The organism is Amycolatopsis sp. TRM77291 (assembly GCF_054166285.1).
Window position 1 is genome coordinate 6160743 of the sequence record NZ_JBSZHF010000001.1, and the last position, 21991, is coordinate 6182733.

The following is a 21991-nucleotide window of genomic DNA, read 5'->3' on the forward strand; positions in this document are numbered from 1 at the left end:
GTGTGAGCCTCACCGAACTGCTGCTGCGGCCCGTGCTCGGGTCGCCCGCGAAACCGCTGATCACGCATTACGACGACAAACAGGGCAGCCGGGTCGAACTGTCCGTGGCGACCACGGTGAACTGGGCGGCCAAGACGGCGAACTGGCTGGTCGACGAGTTCGACGTCGAACCGGGTGACGAGGTCGCCGTGGTGCTGCCGTCACATTGGCAGACCGCCGGCGTCCTGCTGGGCGCGTGGTGGTGCGGCGCCAGGGTGGTGACGGAGACCGCGGGCGCGCGAGTGGCGTTCGTCGCGCCGGGCGGCACGTCCGACGCGTCCGCCACGGCCATCGTCTCGCTGCACCCGATGGGCCTCGGGCTGCCCGCCGGCTCCGTGCCGGACGGGGCGCTGGACTACCTGACCGAAGCCCGGCTTTCGGGTGACCAGTTCAGCCCGCTGTTCCCCGTTCCCGGCGACACTCCGGCACTGGGTTCGTCCACTGTGGACGAAGTGCTCACTGAAGCCCGAGCGCGCGCTTCTTCCGCGGGCCTGTCCGCCGAGGATCGCGTTCTGTCCACTGTGGAATGGGAGGGCGAAGAAGGGATTCTCGCGGGGTTCCTGACGCCGTTGGCGGCGGGTGCGCATCTGGTCCAGGTCACCGACGCGGATCCGGCCAAACTCGCTTCCCGGCGCGAAGCCGAGCGGACGACGGCGGATCTCCAGTCCTGACGTGAGATGAAGGGGCCTTTCGCAAGGCCCCTTCATCTGAGGGTCACGCGTCCTGGAGCTGCTTCGCCTCACGCTTGCGCCCGAAGAGCGCGTGGTCGAGCGACAGCTTGCCGGCGTTGAAGCCGAGCGCGAGCCCGGCGACCGCCAGGACGAGGACGAGTTCGTAACCGCCCTGGCCGGTGAGGCCGTTGTCGAGGTGCACCGAGAGCAGGGCACCGACGGAGACCACGACGAAGCCGAGGCCCACCAGCGGCGTCAGGAAACCGACGATGAACAAGATCGCGCCCACGATCTCCACCGCGATCGCGAAGATCGCGGCGAGCGTCGGCAGCGGGATTCCGGCCTGCTCGAAGAACTTCGCGGTGCCGTCGATCCCGTTTTCCCATTTCTGCAGGCCGTGTGCGAGGAAGACCACACCGACACCGATCCGGCCGAGCAGGAGGGCGACATCCTTGAAACGAGCGAACATCGGGTATCAGCTTTCTGGTCGGTGAATATTCAACTTACCCGGATCACGGTAGGGCACCGGACGCCTCCGACGGCACCTCCGGAGCGTGATCGACAGGTACCCGACAGGAAGCCTGTACGGCAGACTCGCGTCCGTGACGGACGAACGGCTGACCGGCCTGTGGTCGGATGAAATCCTGCATCCGGGCAGCACCGAGTCCGTCGACCTGGTGTTCCGCCGCGACGGCTCCGGCTGGCTCTACTGGGCGAGCTGGAGCACCGAGTTCGCGGTGTCCCGCTTCACCTGGGCGACCCCGGGCAAGCTGGTCTTGAAGTTCCACCGCGCCTTGAGCGGCACGTGGTCGATCGACAACGGTGTCACCCGTCACGACGTCGAGTCCGACGAGAAGGAAGAGTCCGTCATCGAGCTCGGGTACGGAATCGCGCCCGCCGAGGACCCGTTCGGCACGCCGGTGACGCTGCTTTCGCTGGACCGTCCGCTGGACGAACATCTGGCGGGTTCGCGGTTCGCCTGGGCCGAAAACCCCGAATCGCTCAGCGACCCGTCCGCCGGTGCTCCGCAGCCAGACCCGTCCAGCCTCCGCTGACGGCCAGCACCTCCAGCACCCGCTCGGCCTGCTCCGCGAATCCGGCCAGATCGGCGTGCAGCAACGCTATCCGCTCGGCGTCGAGCGGGACCTCGTCGTCGGCCCACAGTTCGATCACCGTGCTGACGGTCCACACGAGGAACTGGATGATCCGGATGAACCCCTCCGACGGCTCGTCGACGGCCTCGCGGTAGCCCGTCTCGATCTCGTCGCAGGCCGCGACCAGCTCACGCAACGGCCGGACGACGTCGGCCGCCGTCCCGTCCCACGCGGCCGACGGCCACGTGCGATCGCCGAGTTCGAGCCACAACCGCCAGCCGGCGATCAGCTCGGCCTCGTCGTGCGGTGTCCACGACACCGGTGCGAACCAGAACATCTTTCGAGAGTGACACCGGCGGTCCATGATCGCCGTACTTCCGTGAAGCATCTCACCGAGGGGCGATCTCACCTGCGCATTTCGTCACCTGAATGCGAGCTCGCGAAACGCGTGAAGGCCCCCTTCCCTCGGCTGAGCCGAGGGAAGGGGGCCTTCACGCGGAAACGAATCAGCCCTTGAGCAGGGCGCGCGCCATCACCATGCGCTGGATCTGGTTGGTGCCTTCGTAGATCTGGGTGATCTCTCGGCCGGTTTCGGCCCATCTGCTGATCTTGCCTGAAAACGGCCTCTGAACTGCTGAAACGCCTCTCGACAGTTCTCAGTGGATCTTGGCCCTACCCGCCGTCTGACGGCCTGTAGACGGCCTGGCGAACCCTGCCCACACCCTCCCCTCCATCCCGATACGAAGCCAGCACGCGGCCGGTGGCATCGGGTCAAGGCACGCTTTCCAGCCTTGACGCGGTGTTACCGGCCGTTGTCACGATCAGGCGTCGGGATGGAGGGGATCGACGACTGGGCGTAACAGGTGGCGATACACGGACGACCGGTATGTCACGACGCTCGTTGAGGAGGGCCGACGTTGGCTATGGGGACATGTGCGCCGCCGCTGGGTGGCGCTGCGCAAGGTGACCCGCTGGCGGCCGCGCCGCCCGGCCGGTGGGCGGAGCGGAGCGGCAGCCCGCCGTGTCGGGAACTGGCGCGGCCGCCCAGGCGAGGGGCTACCCACGCGCCTGGCGCGCCGCCCGGCGGCGGCGCGCCCTTGATCCCATAGAGCCAATTTCGGCAGAAGCATTATAGATCCCCAGCTAATAGGACCAGTCCATGACATCGATCCGATTCATTTACAGCCACGCTCCCGGAAAACTCGAAGAGTTCATTCAGAAGCTTCAGTCAGTCGGCACACCGGAAAAGATAACATCCGAGTACCCGAAGTCCATCGGATTTGGCGCTTCCCATGCACGCGGCTTTCCTGGAATTTTGAAGTACGCCGGACTACTTGACTCTTCTGGTCAGCCAACCGAAATATACAAGAAGGGTATTCGCGGCGGACAGCAGGGGCGAGCGCTGGTTGGCGATGCTATACAACAGGCCTACAAGCCTCTATTTGAGATCTATCCCAATGCCGACAGGCATTCAGATTCAGATCTTGTGACATTTGTCAAAAGCAACTCGAACCTGGACGAGGAAAAGTCCAAGCTGGTCGTACGGACATTCAAGGCACTATGTAAGTTTGGCGACTTTTCCACAACCAGCGAGCCCAGCAACGATGAAGCTGGCGAGGATAGTGATCGCGTCGACGAAATTAATTCCAAATGGAATGATTCTCGACGACGACACAGTAACAACTCTGGCGTCGTCATCAACGTAAATATTTCACTGTCCGTCGATGCCACTAGCGACTCCGAAGTCTACGACGCTTTCTTCGCTGCGATGGCGAGACACCTAAAGGGCTTGATGGATGGCGACTCCTAGGACTCCGCGCGAAGTCGCCGACTGGGCGGCAAGCGCACAGGCCGCTCTAAGTAAACTTCTCGCTAAACGCGAGACTTCAACACATCGCGTGATGACATTGACTGAATCGTACGAGAAGTTGACGAAGCTCAATATCAAGCAAGACAAGTTGTTTCGCGAAGCGCTTCAATGTGTCGAACACGGGCTCTATCGATCTGCACACGTCACCTCGTTTGCCGCATTCATGGACTTCATCCATGAATGGATCGCAAACGATTCGGCACGCCTCACAACAATCCAGGGGAACTATCCAGCATGGAACATCCATCAAGCTTCCGACTTTCGAGACCAGAAAGACCATACACTTTTTGAAGTACTAAAGAAGCAGGGGTTAATCAGCAACACGATGACAAAGGCACTACAGGGACTCTTAGCTAAGCGTAACGAGTGCGCACATCCAGCGGACTACGAGCCGGGAATAAACGACACCCTCGGATACCTCGACGAGATGATGAAGCGGATCGTCGCGCTCACTTCTTAACCCAGGAGATCCAGCAGCGAGTAACGTCGCCGTGGCCTGCGATACACTCCACGATCACACCCGACTCAGCCTCGATGGGCTATAAACCTTGCCCGCCTTATTCGCGCAACCAATCGAGGGGACACCCACCGCATAAGCCATAGTAGGCGAGTCGAATGCAGCGCAAGACCTTGTCCCTTGCAAATTGAACGACAAGAAGGCGACCATGACAGATCCCATGTCGGAGAGAATGAGTATCATTCAAGCCGTCATTGCAAGATGCCAGAAAGTTCAGAAAATTATCGGGTCGATACCTCCCGAGGCATGGGAAAGATATTCGAATACTTCAACCTTCAATACACCAGGAGCAATCAAACGGCTTGATTCCACCCTGACCTCCGTTGTCGACCTACTGGACGACCTTCTTCAAATAAACGAAATGATAGTCGATCATCGATCAAGTCAAGAGATCGAAGAGACCCTGCGCCTCGAAATTTCAGAACTTGAGGCATTGCTCACCTTTCCTCAGCTGATACTTGACTCCCTTGCCCATCAAAAGAACTCTATTTCGGACCTAAAGAGAGACACCGGACTAATTGATTCTGGGGCTTCGAAAATACGAGAACAACAGAAGCTAATCGTTTCAACATTAGGCAATCTTCTTGACACGCAAAGAAGTGTAGGATTCGAAACAACCACACTAGACGCAAGATTCAAGACGTGGTCAAAAGTACTAGAGATAGAAGATCTTCGATCATCGGCGGAAAATGCCAGCGAACAGGTTGAACGCGTCCTAGAGGTTTCTCGTCAGGCTGCCGGTCAAGTTGCTGACCATAAACTATCCACCCACTTTAAAAGGATCGGCGATAGAGAGCGGAGATCTTCGACCATCTTGCGAACAACGGCGGTATCCTGCCTACTGGTAGCCGCATTGATCGGCTACTTTCTTTCCAAAGAAAGCACTACGACCGCCATGCTTTTCGAACGCCTATCTGTCGGCATTCCCTTGCTCCTTCTCGCAGGATACTTCGCCAGGGAAGCAGCCCACCATGGAAAAGTTTCTCGTTGGGCAGAAGAAATCGAAGTTAAGCTTCTGACATTAGACGCCTACATTGAACCGCTAGATAAGACACAACAGAACGAACTTCGTGCGGAGTTCGGTAAGCAAATATATCAAATACCCGAAGGTTCGACCCAAGCAGGAGACGTCGGCATAGGGGTTCTTGGAGAAGTGAATGGGCTAATCGACCGAATATCTAAGCAAAAGGGCCCGGCCAATTGAGGAAGACATTTAGATATCCATTCGCCGAACCGTAGTACCCGCCGCGAAACGTCCACCATTCGCCGATACCGGAGAAGAGTTTAACCTTCGCAATCTGACCTCCAGGGTCGTTTACCCTGGCGACGACGACGGCGAAGCGGACGCAATCCAACCCACACCGAAGAAGTCAGGGGCCCGGGCGCAAGGTTTATATTCGCGTATGTAAATATACTTTCATCTGAGGACGAAAGCAGAACTGAAGCGATTCTTTTCGCTAATCATAGCCGCGCAGGACGGGACAAGGCAGGATCGCCTGTTAACCTGGTCCTATGCGTGGTGCGGGTGATCAGCTCAGCATCGGGGAGCGTATTGCGTTCTACCGGCGGCGTGGTCTGTCGCAGGCGGTTCTTGCTGATCTGGTGGGCCGCACTGAGGACTGGCTGAGCAAGATCGAACGCGGTGAACGCGAGATCCGCCGCCTAGATGTGCTGGCCGACGTCGCGCGGGGCCTGCGGGTGACGCTGGGAGACCTCCTCGGCGAACCCGTGCTCATGGAGGACGAGGACAAGAACGACGACGTCCCAGCCATCCGAGACGCGCTCATGGCTCCCCGGCGGCTGTCCCGCACCCTGTTCTCCTCGGCCATGTCGCCGGAGTACATCGACCCGGCACCGGTGGCTCACCTCGTGGAAGGTGCCTGGTCCAGCTATCAGAAGGGCGACCTCGGCCGCGTCGTCGCCGCGCTGCCGGGCCTGATCAAGACCAGTCAGGGCATGGAGTCCGCCTCGGCCGATGACGCCGCCTACCGGCGAGCCTGTGCGGCGGTGTCGGCNGCGGGTGACCTCGAAGACGCATGTCGGGATGGTCCTCGGCGACGGCGCGTACGAACGGGGCGCGTGGGCGAACCGCATCGGCGATTCCGAAGCCGGGGTCGGCTACGTCTGGGGCGAAGGCGTCCGCGAACCCCTACGCGTCCGGGCCGGATGGGTCGCCGACGAGGAGATCAAGGCGCTGGAGAACTACGTGACCAACTGTGGCTCTCACGTAGTTGGACTCTCCGAGGGGAGGGCGGCATGAACCGGCTGATGGTCTTCCTCGACGCGATCCGCGACCACCTCGACTCATTCGCCCTGCCTCCGGCCGCTTCGGTCCGGGTCGGGGTGGGACCTGATCCGATCACGGTGCAACTCGACTCTCGTCGGCTTGAGGACGTCGCGCGTGGCCTGCTCGCCTGGGCTGACTCCCTGGAGGACGTGACGGCGTCGCTGTGGCGTCCTGAAAGCGGCGGGTCGGTGCACCTGGAACTCAGCGGCCGTACCCCGTGCGGCATCCCGGTTGTGGTCTACGGCGGTGTCTGGTTCGACGAGGCCACGTTCCCGGATCTGCCTGCGGGGATGCGGCAGGAGATGCCGGTGTTCGTGCTGCGGCAGTGGAACAGCCCTGGGGAGGTGGCCGCCTGATGAGCACCCAGGAATCCGCGGTGACCATGCCGGCCAAAACCCGGGCCGTCCGGATGCGCGAACCTCTCGCCTCGGACGTGGTGAAGGCGACCGCTGAGAAGCACGGGGTCTGTGTCCGGCCGTTCACGATGGAGGTGGGCGACACCGACACCGGAGAACTCCGGTACGTCCCCGTCCCGTGTGGCTCGACCGTGGAATCGGTGTGCCTGCCGTGTGCTCGCAAGGCGAAGGCGCTGCGACAGGTTCAGTGCCGCGAGGGCTGGCACATGGAGACCGAACCGGACTTCGCCCCGGAGCCACCTTCCGAGGTCCAGACGGAACTGTTGGCGTTCCGGGCTGATCTCGTCGCCGCTTACCGGCAAGAGACCAACCAGGCCGAAGCCGAGGAGCTGCGGGAGGAGATCCAGGGAGTCGACGAGGAACTTCGGCAACTCGGGATGCGCGGCCGTCTCCCCTCGGTCGACCTGCCCACGAAGAAGGCGGTGAAGCGCTCGACCAAGCGGCGGCAGGACGCGCCGAACCTGCCTCGACGCAAGGTCGCCAAGACCACCGTGGGCCGGGAGTACGCGGGCAGGTTCCGGCCGTCGATGTTCGTCACGCTCACCTGCGACACCTACGGCCCAGTCCGCTCCGATGGTGCCCCGGTCGATCCGTCGACTTACGACTACCGGCGGGCGGCACGGGACGCGGTCCACTTCTCCGCCCTGGTGGACAGGTGGTGGCAGAACCTCCGGCGGGTCGTGGGCTGGGACGCGCAGTACTTCGCCACCGTCGAACCCCAACGACGGGCAGCCCCGCACCTGCACGCGGCTATCCGGGGATCGGTGCCGCATGACGTGATCCGCCAAGTCACCGAGGCGACCTATCACCAGGTCTGGTGGCCCAACCATGACCAGGTCGTCTATGTCGACCGGATGCCGCTCTGGGACGGCGACCGCAGGGTGTTCGTCGACCCCGACACGCGAGAGCCGCTGACCGACTGGGACGACGTGGTAGAGGCCGTGGAAGACCCGGCGCACGTGGTCACCTTCGGCCGACAGGTCCACTCCAAGGGCATCCTCGGCGGGACGGAAGAAGCCGGGCGGCATATCGGCTACCTCACGAAGTACCTCACCAAGTCGACAGGTGAAGTGGTCGAAGCCGACAACGCGCGGCAGAAGGACCACCACGACCGCTTGCACGCGGAACTGTCGGTGACGCCCTGCTCACCTCGGTGTGCCGTGTGGCTGCTCTACGGGATCAATCCCAAGGGCGCCAACGGAAAGACCACGCCGGGGCACTGCAAGGGACGGGCGCATCGACGGACCACGCTCGGCCTGCCGGGGCGCCGGGTGCTGGTGTCGCGCAAGTGGTCGGGGAAGACGCTCGTCGACCACAAGGCGGACCGGAAGGCCTTCGTTCTGGAGGCCCTGGCGGCGGTCGGAATCGAGAAACCGGCACCGGACCCGGCACGGCTGGTGTGGCGCAAGGTCGACTCGGGTGACCCGTCTGTGCCACCTCGGGACCACCTGGTGATGCACGCCATCTCCGAACGGATCACCTGGAAAGCCGAATACGACAGAGCGCTACTAGCCGCACAGGATCTTTCGGCAACTCCACTAGCAGCCTGAGGGGGACGACATGGACAACGTGAGCAATGTGGACCGGTTGTGGTCGGTCGAAGACGTCTCGGCCTACCTCGGGGTACCGGTCAAGACGCTCTACCAGTGGAAGTGGCTCGGGGAGGGGCCGCCGGTACGGAAGATCGGCCGTCACCTCCGTTACGACCCGACCAAGGTCCGCGCCTGGAGTACAGACGAGGCGGCGGCCTGATGGGACACATCCAAGACCGCTGGTATCGCCCCGCCCGTGACAAGGAGACCGGAAAGGTCATCCTCAACGGGCGGGGCAAGCCCGTGCTCGAAAAGACCGAGCTGTACGGCATCGGCATGCGGTACAAGGTCCGCTACCTCGACCCCGACAACGAAGAGCGCTCGAAGTCGTTCCCGGACAAGCAAAAGAAGCGCGCCGAGAACTTCCTCATCGGCGTGGAGGCCGACAAGCGCGAAGACAAGTACATCGATCCGCGGGCGTCATCGAAGGTCTTCCGCAAGCAGGGTGAGAACTGGCTCAAGGCCACCTCACCCGACCCGGCCACCCGCGAGATTCTGCGTAGCCGTCTGGAAAGCCAGATCTACCCGACGTTCGGGCACCTGAAGTTCAGCCAGATCAAGCCGTCCACCATCCGCGACTGGGTGGGTGACATGGACGAACGGGGGCTCTCCTCGAACTATCAGGTCGTCCTGTTCACCATCGTGGCCGGCGTGCTGGACTCAGCGGTCGACGACAGGCTGATTCGAGAGAACCCCTGTCATGCCAAGACGGTTCGACGACCTGTTGGCGAAAGCCCGCCGGTAGTCGTGTGGCCGGAAGAGCGAGTGCACAAGGTGCGAAAAGGGCTCGCCGAGCGGTTCCGAATCGCCGTGCCGCTGGGCTCCGGGCTGGGCCTGCGGCAAGGAGAGATCCTTGGGTTCTCTCCGGACGACATCGACCGGGACGCGATGACCGTCCACGTTCAGCGGCAGATCAAGACCGTCAAGGGCGTGATGATGTTCGCGCCACCCAAGGGCGGGAAGACGCGGACCGTACCGCTCTCCCCCGCCATGCTCGCCGAGATCGACGACCACGAGGACCGGTTCCCGTCGGTCGCGGTCACGCTCCCCTGGCGGAAGCCGGACGGCGAACCTGTGACGGTCCGACTCTTGATGACGGGGGAAGAGGGGCGGCTCTACACCGGAGACCTGTTCACCAAGGTCATGTGGCAAGGCGCGTTCAGGGCGGCTGAGATCGCCTACCGTGGCCGGGCGGACGGCATGCACGCGCTACGGCACTTTTTCGCCTCGACGCTGCTGTCTCGCGCCGTGTCGATCAAGGAACTCGCCGAATACCTCGGCCACTCCGATGCCGGGTTCACCCTGCGGACGTACACGCACCTCGTCCCGTCGAGCCACGAGCGGGCTCGACAGGCGATCGACGCGGTGTTCGGGCGGCCTGGTGCCCATGACGGCCTGGAGGCGGCCTGATCATGAGCAGCCAGCGCCGCCCGAACTACCGGATCAAGATCAAATCAGCCCTTGAGCAGGGCACGCGCCATGACCATGCGCTGGATCTGGTTGGTGCCTTCGTAGATCTGGGTGATCTTCGCGTCGCGCATCATGCGCTCCACCGGGAAGTCGCGCGTGTAGCCCGCGCCACCGAAGAGCTGCACGGCGTCCGTCGTCACCGACATCGCGATGTCCGACGCGTACGCCTTCGCGGCCGCGGCCATGTAGCCGCCGCGCTTGTCGCCACGCTCGGTCGCCGCGGCGGAGGCGTAGACGAGGTTCCGGGCGGCCTCGATCTTGATACCCATGTCGGCCAGCATGAACTGGACGCCCTGGAACTCCGAGATCGACTTGCCGAACTGCTTGCGCTCCTTGACGTACGCGATCGACGCGTCGAGCGCGCCCTGCGCGATGCCCAGCGCCTGCGCGCCGATGGTCGGGCGGGTGTGGTCGAGGGTGCGCAGCGCGGTCTTCAGGCCGGTGCCGGGCTCGCCGATGATGCGGTCGGCCGGGATGGTGCAGTTCTCGAAGTGGATCTCGCGGGTCGGCGAGCCCTTGATGCCGAGCTTGCGCTCCTTCGAGCCGACGGTGAAGCCGGGGTCGTCCTTGTGCACGACGAACGCCGAGATGCCGTTGGCCTTCTTCTCGGCGTTGGGGTCGGTCACCGCCATCACGGTGTACCAGGACGATTCACCCGCGTTGGTGATCCAGCACTTGGTGCCGTTGAGCACCCAGTGGTCACCGTCGAGCTTCGCGCGGGTGCGCATCGACGCGGTGTCCGAGCCGGCTTCGCGCTCCGAGAGCGCGTACGACGCCGAAGTCTCACCAGAGGCGATCGACGGCAGGACGAGCTTCTTGAGGTCTTCCGACGCCGAAAGGATGATCGGCTGGGTGCCCAGCTTGTTGACCGCCGGGATGAGCGAAGCCGACGCGTCGACGCGCGCGACCTCTTCGATGACGATGCAGGCGCCGATGGCGTCCGCGCCCTGGCCGTCGTAGGCCTCACCGATGTGGACGGCGTTGAAACCCGACTTGACCAGCGCGTTGTACGCCTCGATCGGGTAACGCTCGTCCTCGTCGACCTCGGCCGCGTAGGGCTCGATCTCCTTCTCCGCGAGGGCACGCACCGCGGCCCGCAGCTCCTCGTGCTCTTCGGCAAGCTGGTACAGACCCGGGCCGTCAGACACCTTCGTCACCTCTTCTAACCGCGTTTGGGAGTTTGACCGATGTTAGCGCTCGTTCACATCGTGCGACATCGCGAGCGCTTGTGTCTTTGACCGCAAAGTCCGTACGTTCGAGTGATGGAGCTCACCCCGTTCCCCCGGTCGCTCGACTATCCCGAGGTCCCGGTCGGCTCGGTGCTGGCAGGCGCCGCCGCTCGCTGGGGCGCCCGCACGGCCTTCGCCCACGGAGACAAGAGCCTCACCTTCGCCGAGACGTACAGCGCGGCCTGCCGCTTCGCGAACGCCCTGCGTGCCGAGGGCATCGGCAGCGGCGACGTCGTCGCGCTCCATTTGCCGAACTGCCTGGCGTACCCGGTCGCGTACTACGGGACGCTGCTCGCCGGGGCCACCTTCAGCCCGGCGAATCCGCTGCTCCCGCCCGACGACCTCGCCTTCCAGCTGGCCGACGCCGGGGCGGTCGCCGCCGTCACCGTCGGCCCCGTCGCCCGCGTGCTCGCTTCGGTCCGTGACCGGACGTCGGTCCGGCTGAGCATCGTCGTTCACCCGCCCGAGGCCTTGGCACCGGGAGAGGTCGAGTTCACGGAGTTCTACTCCGCTCACTCGGACGAGCGACCGGACGTCGAGATCGACATCTACCGCGATCTCGCCCATCTGGCGTACACCGGCGGCACCACCGGACGCTCGAAGGGCGTGTGCCTGCCGCACCGGAATGTCGTGGTCAACAGCCTCCAGAGTTCCTGCTGGCGGCTGGGCGCGGTGCCCGCCGTAGACGCTTCAGGCGAGGTGATCGTCGAGCAGCTCGGCGGCCCGGAGGAATGGCCGTCCCGGATCGGCACCGGCGTCGCCCTCAACCTGACGCCGTGGTTCCACGCGATGGGCACCATCGCCGCGCTCAACGTCCCGCTGCTCGACGGCGGCACCGTCGTCCTGCACGACCGCTTCGACCCGGCCGCGTACGTGGCCGACGCCGAACTGCTGCGGGTCACCACGATCGGCGGGGCGCCGGCGTTGTTCGCCGCATTGCTCGCCTGCCCCGAGTTTCACACAGCCGACCTGTCTTCGGTACTGACCATCGGTTCCGGCGCGGCGCCGATGAACCACGAGATGATCCGCGCCCTGCAGAAACGCTTCCCCGGAGTGATCATCACCGAGGGCTACGGCCTCACCGAGGTCACCATGGGCGCCGTCATCGCGCCGTCGTATCGCTCCGCCACCCGGAAGGTGGGTTCGGTCGGCCTTCCGCTGCCCGACACCGAGATCAAGATCGTCCCGGCCGAAGGCGGCGAAGATCCTTTGCCCGCCGGGGAAAGCGGCGAGGTATGCCTGCGCGGCCCGCAGGTGATGACCGGCTACCGCAACCGCCCCGAGGAGAACGCGGCCGCGCTCGTCGACGGCTGGCTGCACACCGGCGACATCGGCATCCTCGACGAGGACGGCTATTTGTCCATTGTGGATCGCAAGAAGGACATGCTGCTGTACAAGGGATACAACGTCTTCCCGCGCAAGCTCGAAGAGCTGCTGATCACCCTGCCCGGCGTCTCCGCGGCGGCCGTCGTCGGCAAACCGGACACCGAGGTCGGTGAGCTGCCGGTCGCGTTCGTGGTGCGCAGCGACGAGAACGTCACCGCCGAGCAACTCCTGGAGGCCGTCGGCGCCCGCGTCCTGCCGTACAAACGGCTGCGGGCGATCCATTTCGTCGACCAGATCCCGGTCTCTGCCGCCGGGAAGGTGCTCAAACGAGAGCTGCGGAAGCAACTCGCCGACTGATCCTCCCGCATTTCGTCCTCTGGATGCGGTGGTTCGATGGCGAACTACCGCATCCAGAGGACGAAATGCGTATCAGCGGCCGCGAAGGTTGCCGATCACCAGTTCCGCGGCCTTCAGCACACCCGCACACCGATCGGTGCCCCAATACTGCGAATCAACCCCATCGGGATACATGTAGTCGAACTCGAGAGCCGTATCGTCCGTCACACCGACCACCATCGCGCACGACTTTATGTCGCCGAGCAAATGGTACTGCGCCGCGGGCAAACCTTCGATCGACAATTCCCTCCACCCGGAGTATGTGCCCTGATTGCCGGCACTGAGCGCAGTCAGTCCGGCAAGGCTTTTTTCGTTCACTGCCGGGATCTGCACACGCAACTGCGGCGCGTCCCGGATGACCCACGCACACCCCGTCAAAGGTGAATCCGCCCGGCTGGGCTTGACTCGATCCGGCGGATCTATGATCAGCGCGGCGATATCCTCACGTTTCAACGAACTACAAGGGTCTGCTCGAAAAGACGCAAGATCAACGGGCTGCTCGACCGGCGTAACCGGGATCGCGCCTCCCGCCCTGGCCGGCGTCGGCCGTTCCTTGAGCAACGGTTCGGGCTTGCCAGGACCGCACCCGCCCACGAGCACGGCCGCCGCGAGTACGGCGACGGCCATGAACCTGAAGTTATTCCGGGACAGCATCCGGCTCGACCTTCCATTGCTTGTGCTCATCCATTCCGGAACCTTCGCGGAGGTCGGGAACCTCGACGAAATTCGTCTGAATCTGCATAAGGCTGATAGCTCCAGCCTTGAAAGCACCGATGGTCTTGAGTGCCTCGTCGAACAATGAGCTGATCTTTTTAACAAGCTCACCGAGCGCCTCGATAATCGAGTCTATGACGTCAGCAAAGGTAAGCAGGTTCACCCCAGGAATAGCAGAGGTCAGAGCTGCCACCAAAGCCTTCAAATCAATCTTGGCAAGCTCTCCGGCGCATTCACCGAGGAAGGTGATCGCCGTTCCATAGGTTTTGATCACCTCGTTCGCGATGCCCGCCATCACTCCGGAAATGCTTGCTACCGCCTCCTGTTCCGACTTGAGCGCATTGGTCACGTTCGCAGCATGCGCGACGAACTGGTCGGCCGCCCGGCCGGTCCAGGTGCCCGCCAATGCCTGCACCGCACCGCCGATGTCATCGTGTGCGCCTTGTATCGCAGAATTGCTCGCGAACCGGAACGCGATCTCTTGAATCCCGACGGCGTTACCGAGGAGACGCGTCCGGATATCATCGAGCATGCGGAACACGTCAGGACGACCGATAAACGGAAGTCCGGCGAAATCACGAATTTTCTGATCTGCGGCGAGCGGGTACGCCGGCAACTGACTCACGGTCATCCCTCGTCTTTCTCGAGGTCGCGGAGGCGCTTGTAGTACTCCTCGTCCTGCGCGTCGTAGAAGTCGGCGGCCTTGTCCATGGCGTCCCCCAGCTTGAGCAAGCGATCGAAGCCACGGGTGCTCTTTGCCTGCAACTCGGCGATCATCCCGTTGAAGGCTTCGATGATTCCGGCCTCTTCCCCCAGCATGCCGACATCATGAACATTGAGGCGAAGTCCTTCTATGTCGACATTCGCGAAATCACGGATACTCCCGGCGGCATGAAAGACGTCCTCGGTCGCCCTTCGAAGGGCTTCCGGATACACCTCGTAGCCGGAGCCATTGGAGCCGAGTGGCTCGAACGGGCCGCTCACCAAAGGCCTCCCTTCTCTGCTTCCTTGACCATCGCGTCACTCCTCGCGCGCGCTGCGCGTTCCGCCTCATTGATCGCACGAAGGATGTGCCGGGCGAGACTCGCCTCCGTCTGCGTTTCCACGGCATCGGGGTTCAGGTCGACCGATCTCAACGAGCCCATTCCGTCCACTGTGACCGTGCCGAGTCCAGCGGGAATGCTCCAAGTCAAGATCGCCGCACGACCACTGCTCGCGGCATGCTCGATCGCGGTGACTCTCGTATCGATTTCCTTGGCCAGGTGGTACAGCCTGTCGTGGGTGTTCACCGGTGACCACCCCGGTCGTCGAAGTCCTCGTCGGAGAGGAAGTCGACTTGGTCGTAGCTCTCTTCGTCGGGCACTTCGTCCCGTGGCGCGCGCTCTCTCCGACCGCGAGTGGCGGTCTCCACCGGTGATGGCCTAGCCGAACTCCCTGCTCCCCGATCGGACGTAGGCGGCATAGCCGGTTCTTTCCCGATCACCGTCGCCAACTCTGGGACCGCGGCCGAGTGCGCGATGCCACGTGCGACCTGGACGGCCTGCACGATGCTGGCTCCCAGCAACTGAGGGTGTGCACGGTCCAGTGCGTTTTCCGAGATCCGCAGATCGACGAGTACGCCGCGTCCGGTCACCGTCGCGGCAACCGCCTGATCCGTGGACCGTCCGATGTGCACGGTTCCAGAGAGCCGCGCTTCCATGGCCCGCACCTGATCGCGAAACACTCGCGGATCCTGCGGCGCCGTCATGACGGCATCACAAAGCAAAGCATCGTGCTCCCTCCTCCACCACCGGACGGTTCTGACCGGTAGTGCCCGCCTGACACCTTACTGTGACGGCCTACGCCTGCAAGCAGGTTCCAAGGAATCGGAGGAAACGGAGGAAATTCAGCCTTCGACGCGTTTGCGCAAAGCGGCGTCCTTGTCGAGCACCAGCTGCTCCAGATCCGCCTGGAATCGCGCCATCTTCGCCTGCAGACCCTCATCGGAAGCGGCGAGAATGCGCACCGCGAGCAGGCCGGCGTTGCGCGCTCCGCCGACCGAAACCGTCGCGACCGGGACGCCCGCGGGCATTTGCACGATCGAGAGCAGCGAGTCCATACCGTCGAGATACTTCAGCGGCACCGGCACACCGATCACCGGCAGCACCGTCGCCGACGCGACCATGCCCGGCAGGTGCGCGGCACCGCCGGCGCCCGCGATGATCACGCGCACACCGCGCGAAGCGGCCGAAGTCGCGTAGTCGAGCATCCGCTGCGGAGTGCGGTGCGCCGAGTAGACCCCGACCTCGTATTCGACACCGAACTCGGCCAGCGCCTGCCCGGCCGCTTCCATCGTCGGCCAGTCCGAATCGCTGCCCATGATCAGGCCAACCTGCGGCGACATACTCAGTAACTCCCTAGTGGATCTCGTAGCCGTCGAGCCAGACGGCGTGGGAAAGCCAGTGCGCGGCGAGCAGCGCGCGGTCGCGCAGCTCTTCCATGCGGTCGCCGACGAGGTTGACGTGGCCGAGTTTGCGGCCGGGACGCTCGCCTTTGCCGTACAGGTGGACGCGGACGTCCGGGTACCGCGCGAACAGGTGGTGCAGCCGCTCGTCCGGGCCCATCGCCGGGGCCTCGGGCGCGCCGAGGACGTTCGCCATCACACAGGCGGGGGCGATCAGGTCGGTCACGCCGAGCGGGTAGTCGAGCACGGCACGCAGGTGCTGCTCGAACTGCGAGGTCTTCGAGCCGTCCTGGGTCCAGTGGCCCGAGTTGTGCGGGCGCATGGCGAGTTCGTTGACCAGCAGGCCTTCGTCGGTCTCGAACAGCTCGACGGCGAGCAGGCCGGTCACGTTCAGCGTCGCGGCGATCCGCAGCGCCAGGTCCTGCGCCTCCTGCGTGCGCTCGCGGCTCAGCCCCGGCGCCGGGGCGAGCACCTCGGTGTTGATCCCGCCGGACTGCACGGTCTCCACCACCGGCCACGCCGCGCCCTGCCCGAACGGCGACCGGGCCACGAGCGCGGACAGTTCGCGCCGCATGACGACCTTTTCCTCGACCAGCAAGGGGGTTCCGGCGTCGAGCAGTTCGGGGACGGTTTCGCGGGCGTGCTGCGCGGTGTCGAGCATCCAGACACCGCGGCCGTCGTAGCCGCCCTGCGCCGCCTTGAGCACCACCGGCCAGGAGTGCTTGTCGCCGAAGGTGATCACGTCGTCCACAGAGGACACTTCGGCGAAGGCGGGGCCGGGGATCTCGAGCCCGGCCATCATCTCGCGCATGACGAGCTTGTTCTGCGCCATCGACAACGCGGCCGGGTCGGGCCGGATGGTGACGCCTTCCATCGCGAGCGTCAGCAGATGCTCGCCGGGAACGTGTTCGTGGTCGAACGTCAGCACGTCGACCCCGGCGGCGAACGAACGCAGCGCTTCGAGGTCGGTGTGGTGCCCGTGCACGACCTCGCCCGCGACGAGGCCGGCGGATTCGTTCTCCCCGGCGGCCAGCACGCGCAGGGACTGGCCGAGGGAGATCGCCGCCTGGTGGGTCATCCTGGCCAGCTGTCCGCCGCCCACCATGCCCACGATCGGAAGACCGGTTCGTTTGTCCATAACAGGGTGCAGATTACTTGGCCGCCACCGCCACGACCTGGGCGGACCCGCGTCGCAGCTCCCGCACCGCCAGGCCTGTGATGGCGGTCGCAGCCGTGAGGACGTAGACGTTCCCGAGCAGCGACCAGCCCAGCCCCCAGCCGAACTCGGTCTCCCCGCCGTTGGGCACGAACATGATCAAGCCGCTCGCGAACAGCACCGCGACACCCGCGGCGGGCACCCACGATCGGCGGATGACGAGCAGGACGAGCAGCGGCACCGCCCACACCCAGTGGTGTGACCACGACACCGGCGAGAGCAGCAGCCCGTAGAAGGCGGTCACCAGCAGCGCGCCGACCGGGTCGCCGCGGCGGTGCAGGCGCACGACCAGCCAGACGGCGGGGACGGCCAGGACGGCGGCGATCGCGATGGCGACCGCCAGTGACCACGACGCGAGTTCCGAGGCGCGGTTCACCAGTCCGTTGAGTGACTGGTTGAAGATCCAGTGCACGGAGCCGACCCGGCTGGGGTCGGTCGCCGACTCGGTCCAGAACCGGACGGCGTCACCGGGGATCACCGCGAACATCACCGCTTCGAGCGCGACGAACGTGCCGAGCGCCCGCAGCGCGTCCTTCCAGCGGCCGGTGAACAGCAGATGCGGCACGAAGATCAGCGGGGTCAGCTTGATCGCCGCCGAGATCCCGATCAGCACCCCGGCCCAGCGCGAACCGCGCGCCGAAAGCACGAGGACGTCGAGGACGATCAGCGCCATCAGGATGAGATTGATCTGCCCGAGGAAGATCGTCTTCCACACCGGCTCCAGCGCCAGCGCGCCCGCCGTGGCCAGCGGCAGCACCCACCACCGGGTGATCGGGGCGCCGCAGGCGCGGGCGACCACGGAGATCACGACGCTCAGGCAGACCACGGAGAGCGCTCCGACCACACCCCAGGTCAGCCCGGCGGGGACGATCGCGAGCGGCAGGAACAGCGGCGCCGCGGCCGGGGTGTAGGTGAACGGCAGCAGCACCCACGGAGGCAGCGTCGTCAGCGCCTCGCGGGTGTAGAGCGGTTCACCCTTCAGCAGCGTGAGCGCGCCGGCGCGGTAGACGGCACTGTCCGCGCCGAGGTGCCATTCGCCGAGCCACGCGACGACGCCCAGCGCGAGCATCGCCAGAGCGAGCGCACCCGCCAGCGTGATCCCGACGAGCCGGGCCTCAGCCGCCGGACGCGACTTCAGCATGCTTTTCGGTATCCGCGGTGCCCCGCTTCCGGCGCAGGTACCACCAGCGCCCGGCCAGCGCTGCAGCCAGCACGAGCGGCATGAAGATGTACGCGCTGCCGAGGATGTTCTGCCACACCTTCCAGTGCAGCTCGACGTTGCGGCCGTTCGGCAGGATCAGCAGCACACAGCTGATGAAGACGAAGAACACCGCGAAGGTGCCGAGCCAGCGTTTCCACGCGGTGGCGGGCGTGGTCTTCGGCAGCCGCGAGACCAGCAGGACGACCAGCGGGACCACCCACACCCAGTGATGGGTCCAGGAGATCGGCGAAACCAGCAGGATCCAGAACGCCGTCACCAGCATCGCCGCGAGCGGCTGGCCCTTGCGGTGGAAACGCAGCACCAGCCAGATCGCCGGGATCGCGAGTAAGGCACCGATCCCCAGCGCCGCCTTCGACGCCCACGGCGCGAGCTCGGTGAACCGGTTCATCAGTCCGTTCAGTGACTGGTTGCCCGCCCAGTGCACCGGGCCGATACGGCCGGTGTTGAACAGCGTGTAGGTCCAGTACCGCACCGTGTCGTGCGGAATGATCAGGAACATCAGCCCCTGCATCACGACGAACGTGACGAGCCCGCGGACCGCGTCCATCCGGCGGCCGGTGATGAACAGGTGCCCCAGGAAGACGATCGGGGTGAGCTTGACCGCGGCCGCGACGCCGACCAGCACGCCGCCCCATCGGCTGCCGCGGGCTCCGATGACCAGGATGTCGAGCATCACCAGCGCCATCAGGATCAGGTTGATCTGGCCGAGGAAGATCGTGCGCCAGACCGGCTCGAGGCCGAGGAACACCAGGAAGAACGCGATCGTGGACCGGGCCGGTGAGGCCCACCAGCGGGGGCCGTCGGTCGACGGCTTCGGCAGCGCGCCGATGGCGATCCGGACGCACAGCGCCATCGCGAGCAGCGAGACCGCGGTCAGCAGACCCCAGGCGACCTGGGTGGGGACCAGCGCGAGCGGGATGAACAGCAGCGCGGCGGTCGGTGGGTAGGTGAACGGCAGCAGCGCCCACCACGGTTCAACCGGAAGGGTGTCGGCGTCGTACAGCGGGTCGCCGTTCAGCAGCGTCTCGGCGCCGGCGCGGTAGACCGCGCTGTCCACGCCCAGCACCCACTCGTGCTGCCAGCCCCAGATACCGAAACCGATCGCGACCAGCGGGATCACCGACAGGATCAGGATCGATCTCGGCCGGACGGACAAGCGGGCGAGCGACTTCCGCAGCGACAGACGATGCTGCGGGCGGCTCGCCGAAACGTCGCCGTTGGCGTCGGCGGGAACAGTCCGGGTCACGCGAACAGGAAATCATGAACCGGGTCGTCCCTGGTCGACAGGGTCGGCCGTGACCTGGAGAACGTCTTACGCTACCCCCGCGTCAGGAGCGCGCGAGCGTGCCGAGGAGATCGCACGCCAGCTCGTAGGTCGCCGGGAGCCGGACCGCCGAAATCTGCGGACGGCCGGTGTCCCGCAACTGGGCGTCCACGGAAAGCCGCTCGTTGAGCGCCCTTCGCAGCGCGACGCCGGACGAAGCGAGCCGCACGTCCTTCGGCACGAGGGCGCCCGCGACCGACGGCCCGATCGACGCGACGCTCTCCCCGCCGTCGAACACCTGCTTGAGCGCGTCCGCGACCAGGATCATCCCGGTCAGCCGGGGCCAGCCCGCGACCGAGCTGAAGTCCATCGAGACCACGAGCAGCGTGTGCGCCTCCGCGACCGGCCGCTCGTCGCGGCGGGCCTGGCGGTACAGCTCACTCAGCCGGGTCCTCAGGTAAGCGGCGGTGGGCAGCCCGGTGAGGGGTTCGGTGACCTCGGTGTTCACCAGCTGATCGGTCGCGACGTCCGCCCAGGCGAGCGCCGTCACCCTCAGCAACCGGGACGGTGTGGAGTCGACGTCCGGCGCGAGGAATCCGTCCACGGCGTCCGGGTCGGCGAGCACGGCGTGCAACGCCGCGAGGTCCGCGAGCGTTTCGGCGAGCCCCGCTCCCGCGGCGGCCCGTGCCCGGCCCAGCCCCGCGAGGGCGGTCTCCGCCACTTCGGCGGGCGCGACCCGGCCGTTCTTGATCACCGCCGCGCAGACGGCGTCCACCTCGGGGAGGCCCCAGTCACTCGGGAAACGCCAGCCCGCGGCCAGACTGGCCGTCCGCCAGCGGGCCCGCAGTGCGCGGAGCGTGCGATCTCGTTCGAACCGGTTCCAGGCGGCTTGCCCATCGGATCCCCCGGACGGCGCACCGGTGGCCGGTACGTCCACTGCCCACCGCCCCTTTCCGTTCCGATCTTTTCGATCTTGCGATCGCTTCACGGTGGGGACGCCGCTCCACGCCGGGCGTGACGGCGTTTTCCAAGGATCTTTCCGAACTCTTCGGTAACCCAGGGCGGGTGAAGGTGTTGCGCTCTCCGGGTCATCGGAGGGGCCGCGAGGTGACGTGCGTCGCCCTGTCCGTCACACTGAGCGTGTTCGGGCGTTTAAGACAGTAGACCCGCCGAACCAGCAGATGAAGGAGCCCCGTGTCCACCGTTCCCGCCGATCTCTCCGGTAAGAGTGACGCCGAGCTGATCGCCGAGGTGCGTGACGGGAAGATCGCGTCTTACGGAACCCTTTACGAGCGCCACGCCGGCGCGGCGCACAACCTCGCCCGTCAGCTCGCCCGCTCGAGTTCCGAGGCCGACGACCTCGTTTCGGAAGCCTTCGCGAAGGTGCTGGACACGCTGCGCGTCGGCAAAGGCCCCGACGCCGCGTTCCGCGCGTACCTGCTGACCGCGCTCCGGCACACCGCCTACGACAAGACGCGCAAGGACAAACGCGTCGACCTGAACGAGGACATGTCCGACGTCGGCGGTGCCGTCGGCGAAGCGCTGACCGTCCCGTTCTCCGACACCGCCGTCGCCGGGCTCGAGCGCACGCTCGCCGCGAAGGCGTTCGCCAGGCTGCCCGAGCGGTGGCAGGCGGTGCTGTGGCACACCGAGATCGAGGGGCAGACGCCCGCCGAGGTCGCTCCGCTGCTGGGCCTGACCGCGAACGGTGTCTCCGCGCTCGCCTACCGCGCCCGTGAAGGGCTGCGGCAGGCCTATCTGCAGGTCCACCTGGCCGAGAACTCCGCCGAACGCTGCCGCGCGAGCGCGGACAAGCTCGGCGCCTGGACCCGCGACGGGTTGTCCAAACGCGAACGGACCCAGGTGGAGAACCACCTGGACGAATGCGAGAAATGCCGCGCGCTGGCCGCGGAACTTGCCGACGTCAACACCGGTCTGCGCGGGATCATCGCGCCGATCGTGCTCGGTGGCGCGGCCCTCGGTTACCTGGCGACGACCGGGGCGGGCAAGGCGGGCGCGGTCACCGCGGCCGCGACGGCCGCCGCGGCGGGTTCGAGTTCGGGCGGCGCCGCCGGCGCGGCCGCGGCCGGACCGCGCCAATTCGCCGGAGTGGCCGGATCGAGCGCGGCCATCGTCGCCGCCGTCGCGGTGGCGCTCGCCGCCGGTGGCGGCACGCAGGAGATCCCGGCCGCGGCTGCGGTCGCGGCGCCCGCCGCGGCGCCCGC

The 21991-nt window shown here is 65.4% G+C and carries 24 protein-coding genes and 2 pseudogenes; 13 read left to right on the top strand and 13 right to left on the bottom strand.

Annotation, left to right across the window (positions count from 1 at the left end; all coding sequences use genetic code 11):
* The first annotated feature begins 2 nt into the window (after positions 1-2).
* Entirely contained in the window at positions 3-710 is a 708-nt protein-coding gene (locus ACXIZN_RS28285) for a TIGR03089 family protein (protein ID WP_457958019.1), read from the top strand.
* A gap of 43 nt (positions 711-753) precedes the next feature.
* On the opposite strand, the gene ACXIZN_RS28290 is transcribed toward ACXIZN_RS28285, so the two are convergent.
* Entirely contained in the window at positions 754-1179 is a 426-nt protein-coding gene (locus tag ACXIZN_RS28290; protein ID WP_034304869.1) for a DoxX family protein, read from the bottom strand.
* 133 nt (positions 1180-1312) lie between these two features.
* Between ACXIZN_RS28290 and ACXIZN_RS28295 the strand changes: the two genes are divergently transcribed.
* On the top strand, positions 1313-1765 hold the full coding sequence (locus ACXIZN_RS28295) for a hypothetical protein (RefSeq protein WP_457958021.1): 453 nt from the start codon (positions 1313-1315) through the stop codon (positions 1763-1765).
* On the opposite strand, the gene ACXIZN_RS28300 is transcribed toward ACXIZN_RS28295, so the two are convergent.
* Positions 1713-2141 (bottom strand): hypothetical protein, encoded by a 429-nt coding sequence (locus ACXIZN_RS28300; RefSeq protein ID WP_457958023.1) that lies wholly within the window; start codon positions 2139-2141, stop codon positions 1713-1715. The genes ACXIZN_RS28295 and ACXIZN_RS28300 overlap by 53 nt on opposite strands.
* Before the next feature lie 822 nt (positions 2142-2963).
* On the opposite strand from ACXIZN_RS28300, the gene ACXIZN_RS28305 reads away from it, so the two are divergent.
* The 9 genes and pseudogenes from ACXIZN_RS28305 to ACXIZN_RS28345 all read left to right on the top strand — a co-directional run bounded on the left by ACXIZN_RS28305 (position 2964) and on the right by ACXIZN_RS28345 (position 9896).
* Positions 2964-3614 (top strand): DUF5343 domain-containing protein, encoded by a 651-nt coding sequence (locus ACXIZN_RS28305; protein WP_457958025.1) that lies wholly within the window; start codon positions 2964-2966, stop codon positions 3612-3614.
* Positions 3601-4134, top strand: a complete 534-nt coding sequence (locus ACXIZN_RS28310) for a hypothetical protein (protein WP_457958027.1) — start codon at positions 3601-3603, stop codon at positions 4132-4134. Before ACXIZN_RS28305 ends, ACXIZN_RS28310 begins: the two co-directional genes overlap by 14 nt.
* A 205-nt stretch (positions 4135-4339) precedes the next feature.
* Complete coding sequence (locus ACXIZN_RS28315) at positions 4340-5395, top strand: hypothetical protein (RefSeq protein WP_457958028.1); 1056 nt, start codon at positions 4340-4342, stop codon at positions 5393-5395.
* Positions 5396-5703: 308 nt separating this feature from the next.
* Positions 5704-6204 (top strand): annotated as a pseudogene (locus tag ACXIZN_RS28320) (helix-turn-helix domain-containing protein); the annotation flags it as partial.
* Positions 6194-6451 (top strand): annotated as a pseudogene (locus ACXIZN_RS28325) (cell division protein FtsK); the annotation flags it as partial. The pseudogenes ACXIZN_RS28320 and ACXIZN_RS28325, both read left to right, overlap by 11 nt.
* Positions 6448-6834 carry a hypothetical protein gene (locus tag ACXIZN_RS28330; RefSeq protein WP_457960618.1) on the top strand — a complete coding sequence of 129 codons (387 nt, stop codon included), beginning with the start codon at positions 6448-6450 and terminating at the stop codon, positions 6832-6834. The pseudogene ACXIZN_RS28325 and the gene ACXIZN_RS28330, both read left to right, overlap by 4 nt.
* Complete coding sequence (locus ACXIZN_RS28335) at positions 6834-8444, top strand: replication initiator (protein WP_457958029.1); 1611 nt, start codon at positions 6834-6836, stop codon at positions 8442-8444. The genes ACXIZN_RS28330 and ACXIZN_RS28335 overlap by 1 nt, the downstream gene beginning before the upstream one ends.
* Before the next feature lie 10 nt (positions 8445-8454).
* Positions 8455-8646 carry a helix-turn-helix transcriptional regulator gene (locus tag ACXIZN_RS28340; protein WP_125789909.1) on the top strand — a complete coding sequence of 64 codons (192 nt, stop codon included), beginning with the start codon at positions 8455-8457 and terminating at the stop codon, positions 8644-8646.
* Positions 8646-9896 carry a tyrosine-type recombinase/integrase gene (locus ACXIZN_RS28345; RefSeq protein WP_457958031.1) on the top strand — a complete coding sequence of 417 codons (1251 nt, stop codon included), beginning with the start codon at positions 8646-8648 and terminating at the stop codon, positions 9894-9896. Before ACXIZN_RS28340 ends, ACXIZN_RS28345 begins: the two co-directional genes overlap by 1 nt.
* A gap of 44 nt (positions 9897-9940) precedes the next feature.
* On the opposite strand, the gene ACXIZN_RS28350 is transcribed toward ACXIZN_RS28345, so the two are convergent.
* Positions 9941-11113 carry an acyl-CoA dehydrogenase family protein gene (locus ACXIZN_RS28350; RefSeq protein WP_457958033.1) on the bottom strand — a complete coding sequence of 391 codons (1173 nt, stop codon included), beginning with the start codon at positions 11111-11113 and terminating at the stop codon, positions 9941-9943.
* Positions 11114-11218: 105 nt separating this feature from the next.
* Here ACXIZN_RS28350 and ACXIZN_RS28355 point away from each other — a divergent pair, with 105 nt between their 5' ends.
* Positions 11219-12868, top strand: coding sequence for a class I adenylate-forming enzyme family protein (locus ACXIZN_RS28355; protein ID WP_457958035.1), 1650 nt, complete (start codon positions 11219-11221; stop codon positions 12866-12868).
* A 72-nt stretch (positions 12869-12940) separates the two neighbouring features.
* Here the strand turns inward: ACXIZN_RS28355 and ACXIZN_RS28360 are convergent, their stop codons facing one another.
* The 10 genes from ACXIZN_RS28360 to ACXIZN_RS28405 all read right to left on the bottom strand — a co-directional run bounded on the left by ACXIZN_RS28360 (position 12941) and on the right by ACXIZN_RS28405 (position 20703).
* The gene (locus ACXIZN_RS28360; protein WP_457958037.1) at positions 12941-13534 is read right to left on the bottom strand and encodes a DUF3558 domain-containing protein; all 594 of its coding nucleotides are present in this window, start codon (positions 13532-13534) and stop codon (positions 12941-12943) included.
* Between the two features lie 10 nt (positions 13535-13544).
* Positions 13545-14252 carry a WXG100 family type VII secretion target gene (locus ACXIZN_RS28365; RefSeq protein WP_457958039.1) on the bottom strand — a complete coding sequence of 236 codons (708 nt, stop codon included), beginning with the start codon at positions 14250-14252 and terminating at the stop codon, positions 13545-13547.
* Positions 14249-14605: a hypothetical protein gene (locus ACXIZN_RS28370; protein ID WP_457958041.1), complete on the bottom strand. Its 357-nt coding sequence runs from the start codon at positions 14603-14605 to the stop codon at positions 14249-14251. Before ACXIZN_RS28370 ends, ACXIZN_RS28365 begins: the two co-directional genes overlap by 4 nt.
* Positions 14602-14910 carry a YbaB/EbfC family nucleoid-associated protein gene (locus ACXIZN_RS28375; RefSeq protein WP_457958043.1) on the bottom strand — a complete coding sequence of 103 codons (309 nt, stop codon included), beginning with the start codon at positions 14908-14910 and terminating at the stop codon, positions 14602-14604. The genes ACXIZN_RS28370 and ACXIZN_RS28375 overlap by 4 nt, the downstream gene beginning before the upstream one ends.
* The gene (locus ACXIZN_RS28380; protein ID WP_457958045.1) at positions 14907-15368 is read right to left on the bottom strand and encodes a YbaB/EbfC family nucleoid-associated protein; all 462 of its coding nucleotides are present in this window, start codon (positions 15366-15368) and stop codon (positions 14907-14909) included. The genes ACXIZN_RS28375 and ACXIZN_RS28380 overlap by 4 nt, the downstream gene beginning before the upstream one ends.
* Positions 15369-15506: 138 nt before the next feature.
* Positions 15507-16004, bottom strand: a complete 498-nt coding sequence (purE, locus tag ACXIZN_RS28385; RefSeq protein ID WP_410656335.1) for a 5-(carboxyamino)imidazole ribonucleotide mutase — start codon at positions 16002-16004, stop codon at positions 15507-15509.
* A gap of 13 nt (positions 16005-16017) precedes the next feature.
* Positions 16018-17202 carry a 5-(carboxyamino)imidazole ribonucleotide synthase gene (locus ACXIZN_RS28390; protein ID WP_457958046.1) on the bottom strand — a complete coding sequence of 395 codons (1185 nt, stop codon included), beginning with the start codon at positions 17200-17202 and terminating at the stop codon, positions 16018-16020.
* Between the two features lie 13 nt (positions 17203-17215).
* Complete coding sequence (locus tag ACXIZN_RS28395) at positions 17216-18421, bottom strand: glycosyltransferase 87 family protein (protein ID WP_457958048.1); 1206 nt, start codon at positions 18419-18421, stop codon at positions 17216-17218.
* Positions 18396-19748 (bottom strand): glycosyltransferase 87 family protein, encoded by a 1353-nt coding sequence (locus ACXIZN_RS28400; protein ID WP_457958050.1) that lies wholly within the window; start codon positions 19746-19748, stop codon positions 18396-18398. The genes ACXIZN_RS28395 and ACXIZN_RS28400 overlap by 26 nt, the downstream gene beginning before the upstream one ends.
* 82 nt (positions 19749-19830) lie before the next feature.
* Positions 19831-20703 carry a GGDEF domain-containing protein gene (locus tag ACXIZN_RS28405; RefSeq protein WP_340684519.1) on the bottom strand — a complete coding sequence of 291 codons (873 nt, stop codon included), beginning with the start codon at positions 20701-20703 and terminating at the stop codon, positions 19831-19833.
* A 257-nt stretch (positions 20704-20960) separates the two neighbouring features.
* Here ACXIZN_RS28405 and ACXIZN_RS28410 point away from each other — a divergent pair.
* Positions 20961-21991, top strand: a 1031-nt coding sequence (locus ACXIZN_RS28410) for a sigma-70 family RNA polymerase sigma factor (RefSeq protein WP_457958052.1), incomplete at its 3' end; no start/stop codon positions are given.

What these genes read in the sequence shown, in the direction of transcription:
- ACXIZN_RS28290 (WP_034304869.1), bottom strand. Translation starts at nt 1,179, where the DNA reads ATGTTCGCTCGTTTCAAGGATGTCGCCCTCCTGCTCGGCCGGATCGGT.
- ACXIZN_RS28300 (WP_457958023.1), bottom strand. Translation starts at nt 2,141, where the DNA reads ATGTTCTGGTTCGCACCGGTGTCGTGGACACCGCACGACGAGGCCGAG.
- ACXIZN_RS28305 (WP_457958025.1), top strand. Translation starts at nt 2,964, where the DNA reads ATGACATCGATCCGATTCATTTACAGCCACGCTCCCGGAAAACTCGAA.
- ACXIZN_RS28310 (WP_457958027.1), top strand. Translation starts at nt 3,601, where the DNA reads ATGGCGACTCCTAGGACTCCGCGCGAAGTCGCCGACTGGGCGGCAAGC.
- ACXIZN_RS28315 (WP_457958028.1), top strand. Translation starts at nt 4,340, where the DNA reads ATGACAGATCCCATGTCGGAGAGAATGAGTATCATTCAAGCCGTCATT.
- ACXIZN_RS28330 (WP_457960618.1), top strand. Translation starts at nt 6,448, where the DNA reads ATGAACCGGCTGATGGTCTTCCTCGACGCGATCCGCGACCACCTCGAC.
- ACXIZN_RS28335 (WP_457958029.1), top strand. Translation starts at nt 6,834, where the DNA reads ATGAGCACCCAGGAATCCGCGGTGACCATGCCGGCCAAAACCCGGGCC.
- ACXIZN_RS28340 (WP_125789909.1), top strand. Translation starts at nt 8,455, where the DNA reads ATGGACAACGTGAGCAATGTGGACCGGTTGTGGTCGGTCGAAGACGTC.
- ACXIZN_RS28345 (WP_457958031.1), top strand. Translation starts at nt 8,646, where the DNA reads ATGGGACACATCCAAGACCGCTGGTATCGCCCCGCCCGTGACAAGGAG.
- ACXIZN_RS28355 (WP_457958035.1), top strand. Translation starts at nt 11,219, where the DNA reads ATGGAGCTCACCCCGTTCCCCCGGTCGCTCGACTATCCCGAGGTCCCG.
- ACXIZN_RS28360 (WP_457958037.1), bottom strand. Translation starts at nt 13,534, where the DNA reads ATGGCCGTCGCCGTACTCGCGGCGGCCGTGCTCGTGGGCGGGTGCGGT.
- ACXIZN_RS28365 (WP_457958039.1), bottom strand. Translation starts at nt 14,252, where the DNA reads ATGACCGTGAGTCAGTTGCCGGCGTACCCGCTCGCCGCAGATCAGAAA.
- ACXIZN_RS28380 (WP_457958045.1), bottom strand. Translation starts at nt 15,368, where the DNA reads ATGACGGCGCCGCAGGATCCGCGAGTGTTTCGCGATCAGGTGCGGGCC.
- purE (WP_410656335.1), bottom strand. Translation starts at nt 16,004, where the DNA reads ATGTCGCCGCAGGTTGGCCTGATCATGGGCAGCGATTCGGACTGGCCG.
- ACXIZN_RS28390 (WP_457958046.1), bottom strand. Translation starts at nt 17,202, where the DNA reads ATGGACAAACGAACCGGTCTTCCGATCGTGGGCATGGTGGGCGGCGGA.
- ACXIZN_RS28395 (WP_457958048.1), bottom strand. Translation starts at nt 18,421, where the DNA reads ATGCTGAAGTCGCGTCCGGCGGCTGAGGCCCGGCTCGTCGGGATCACG.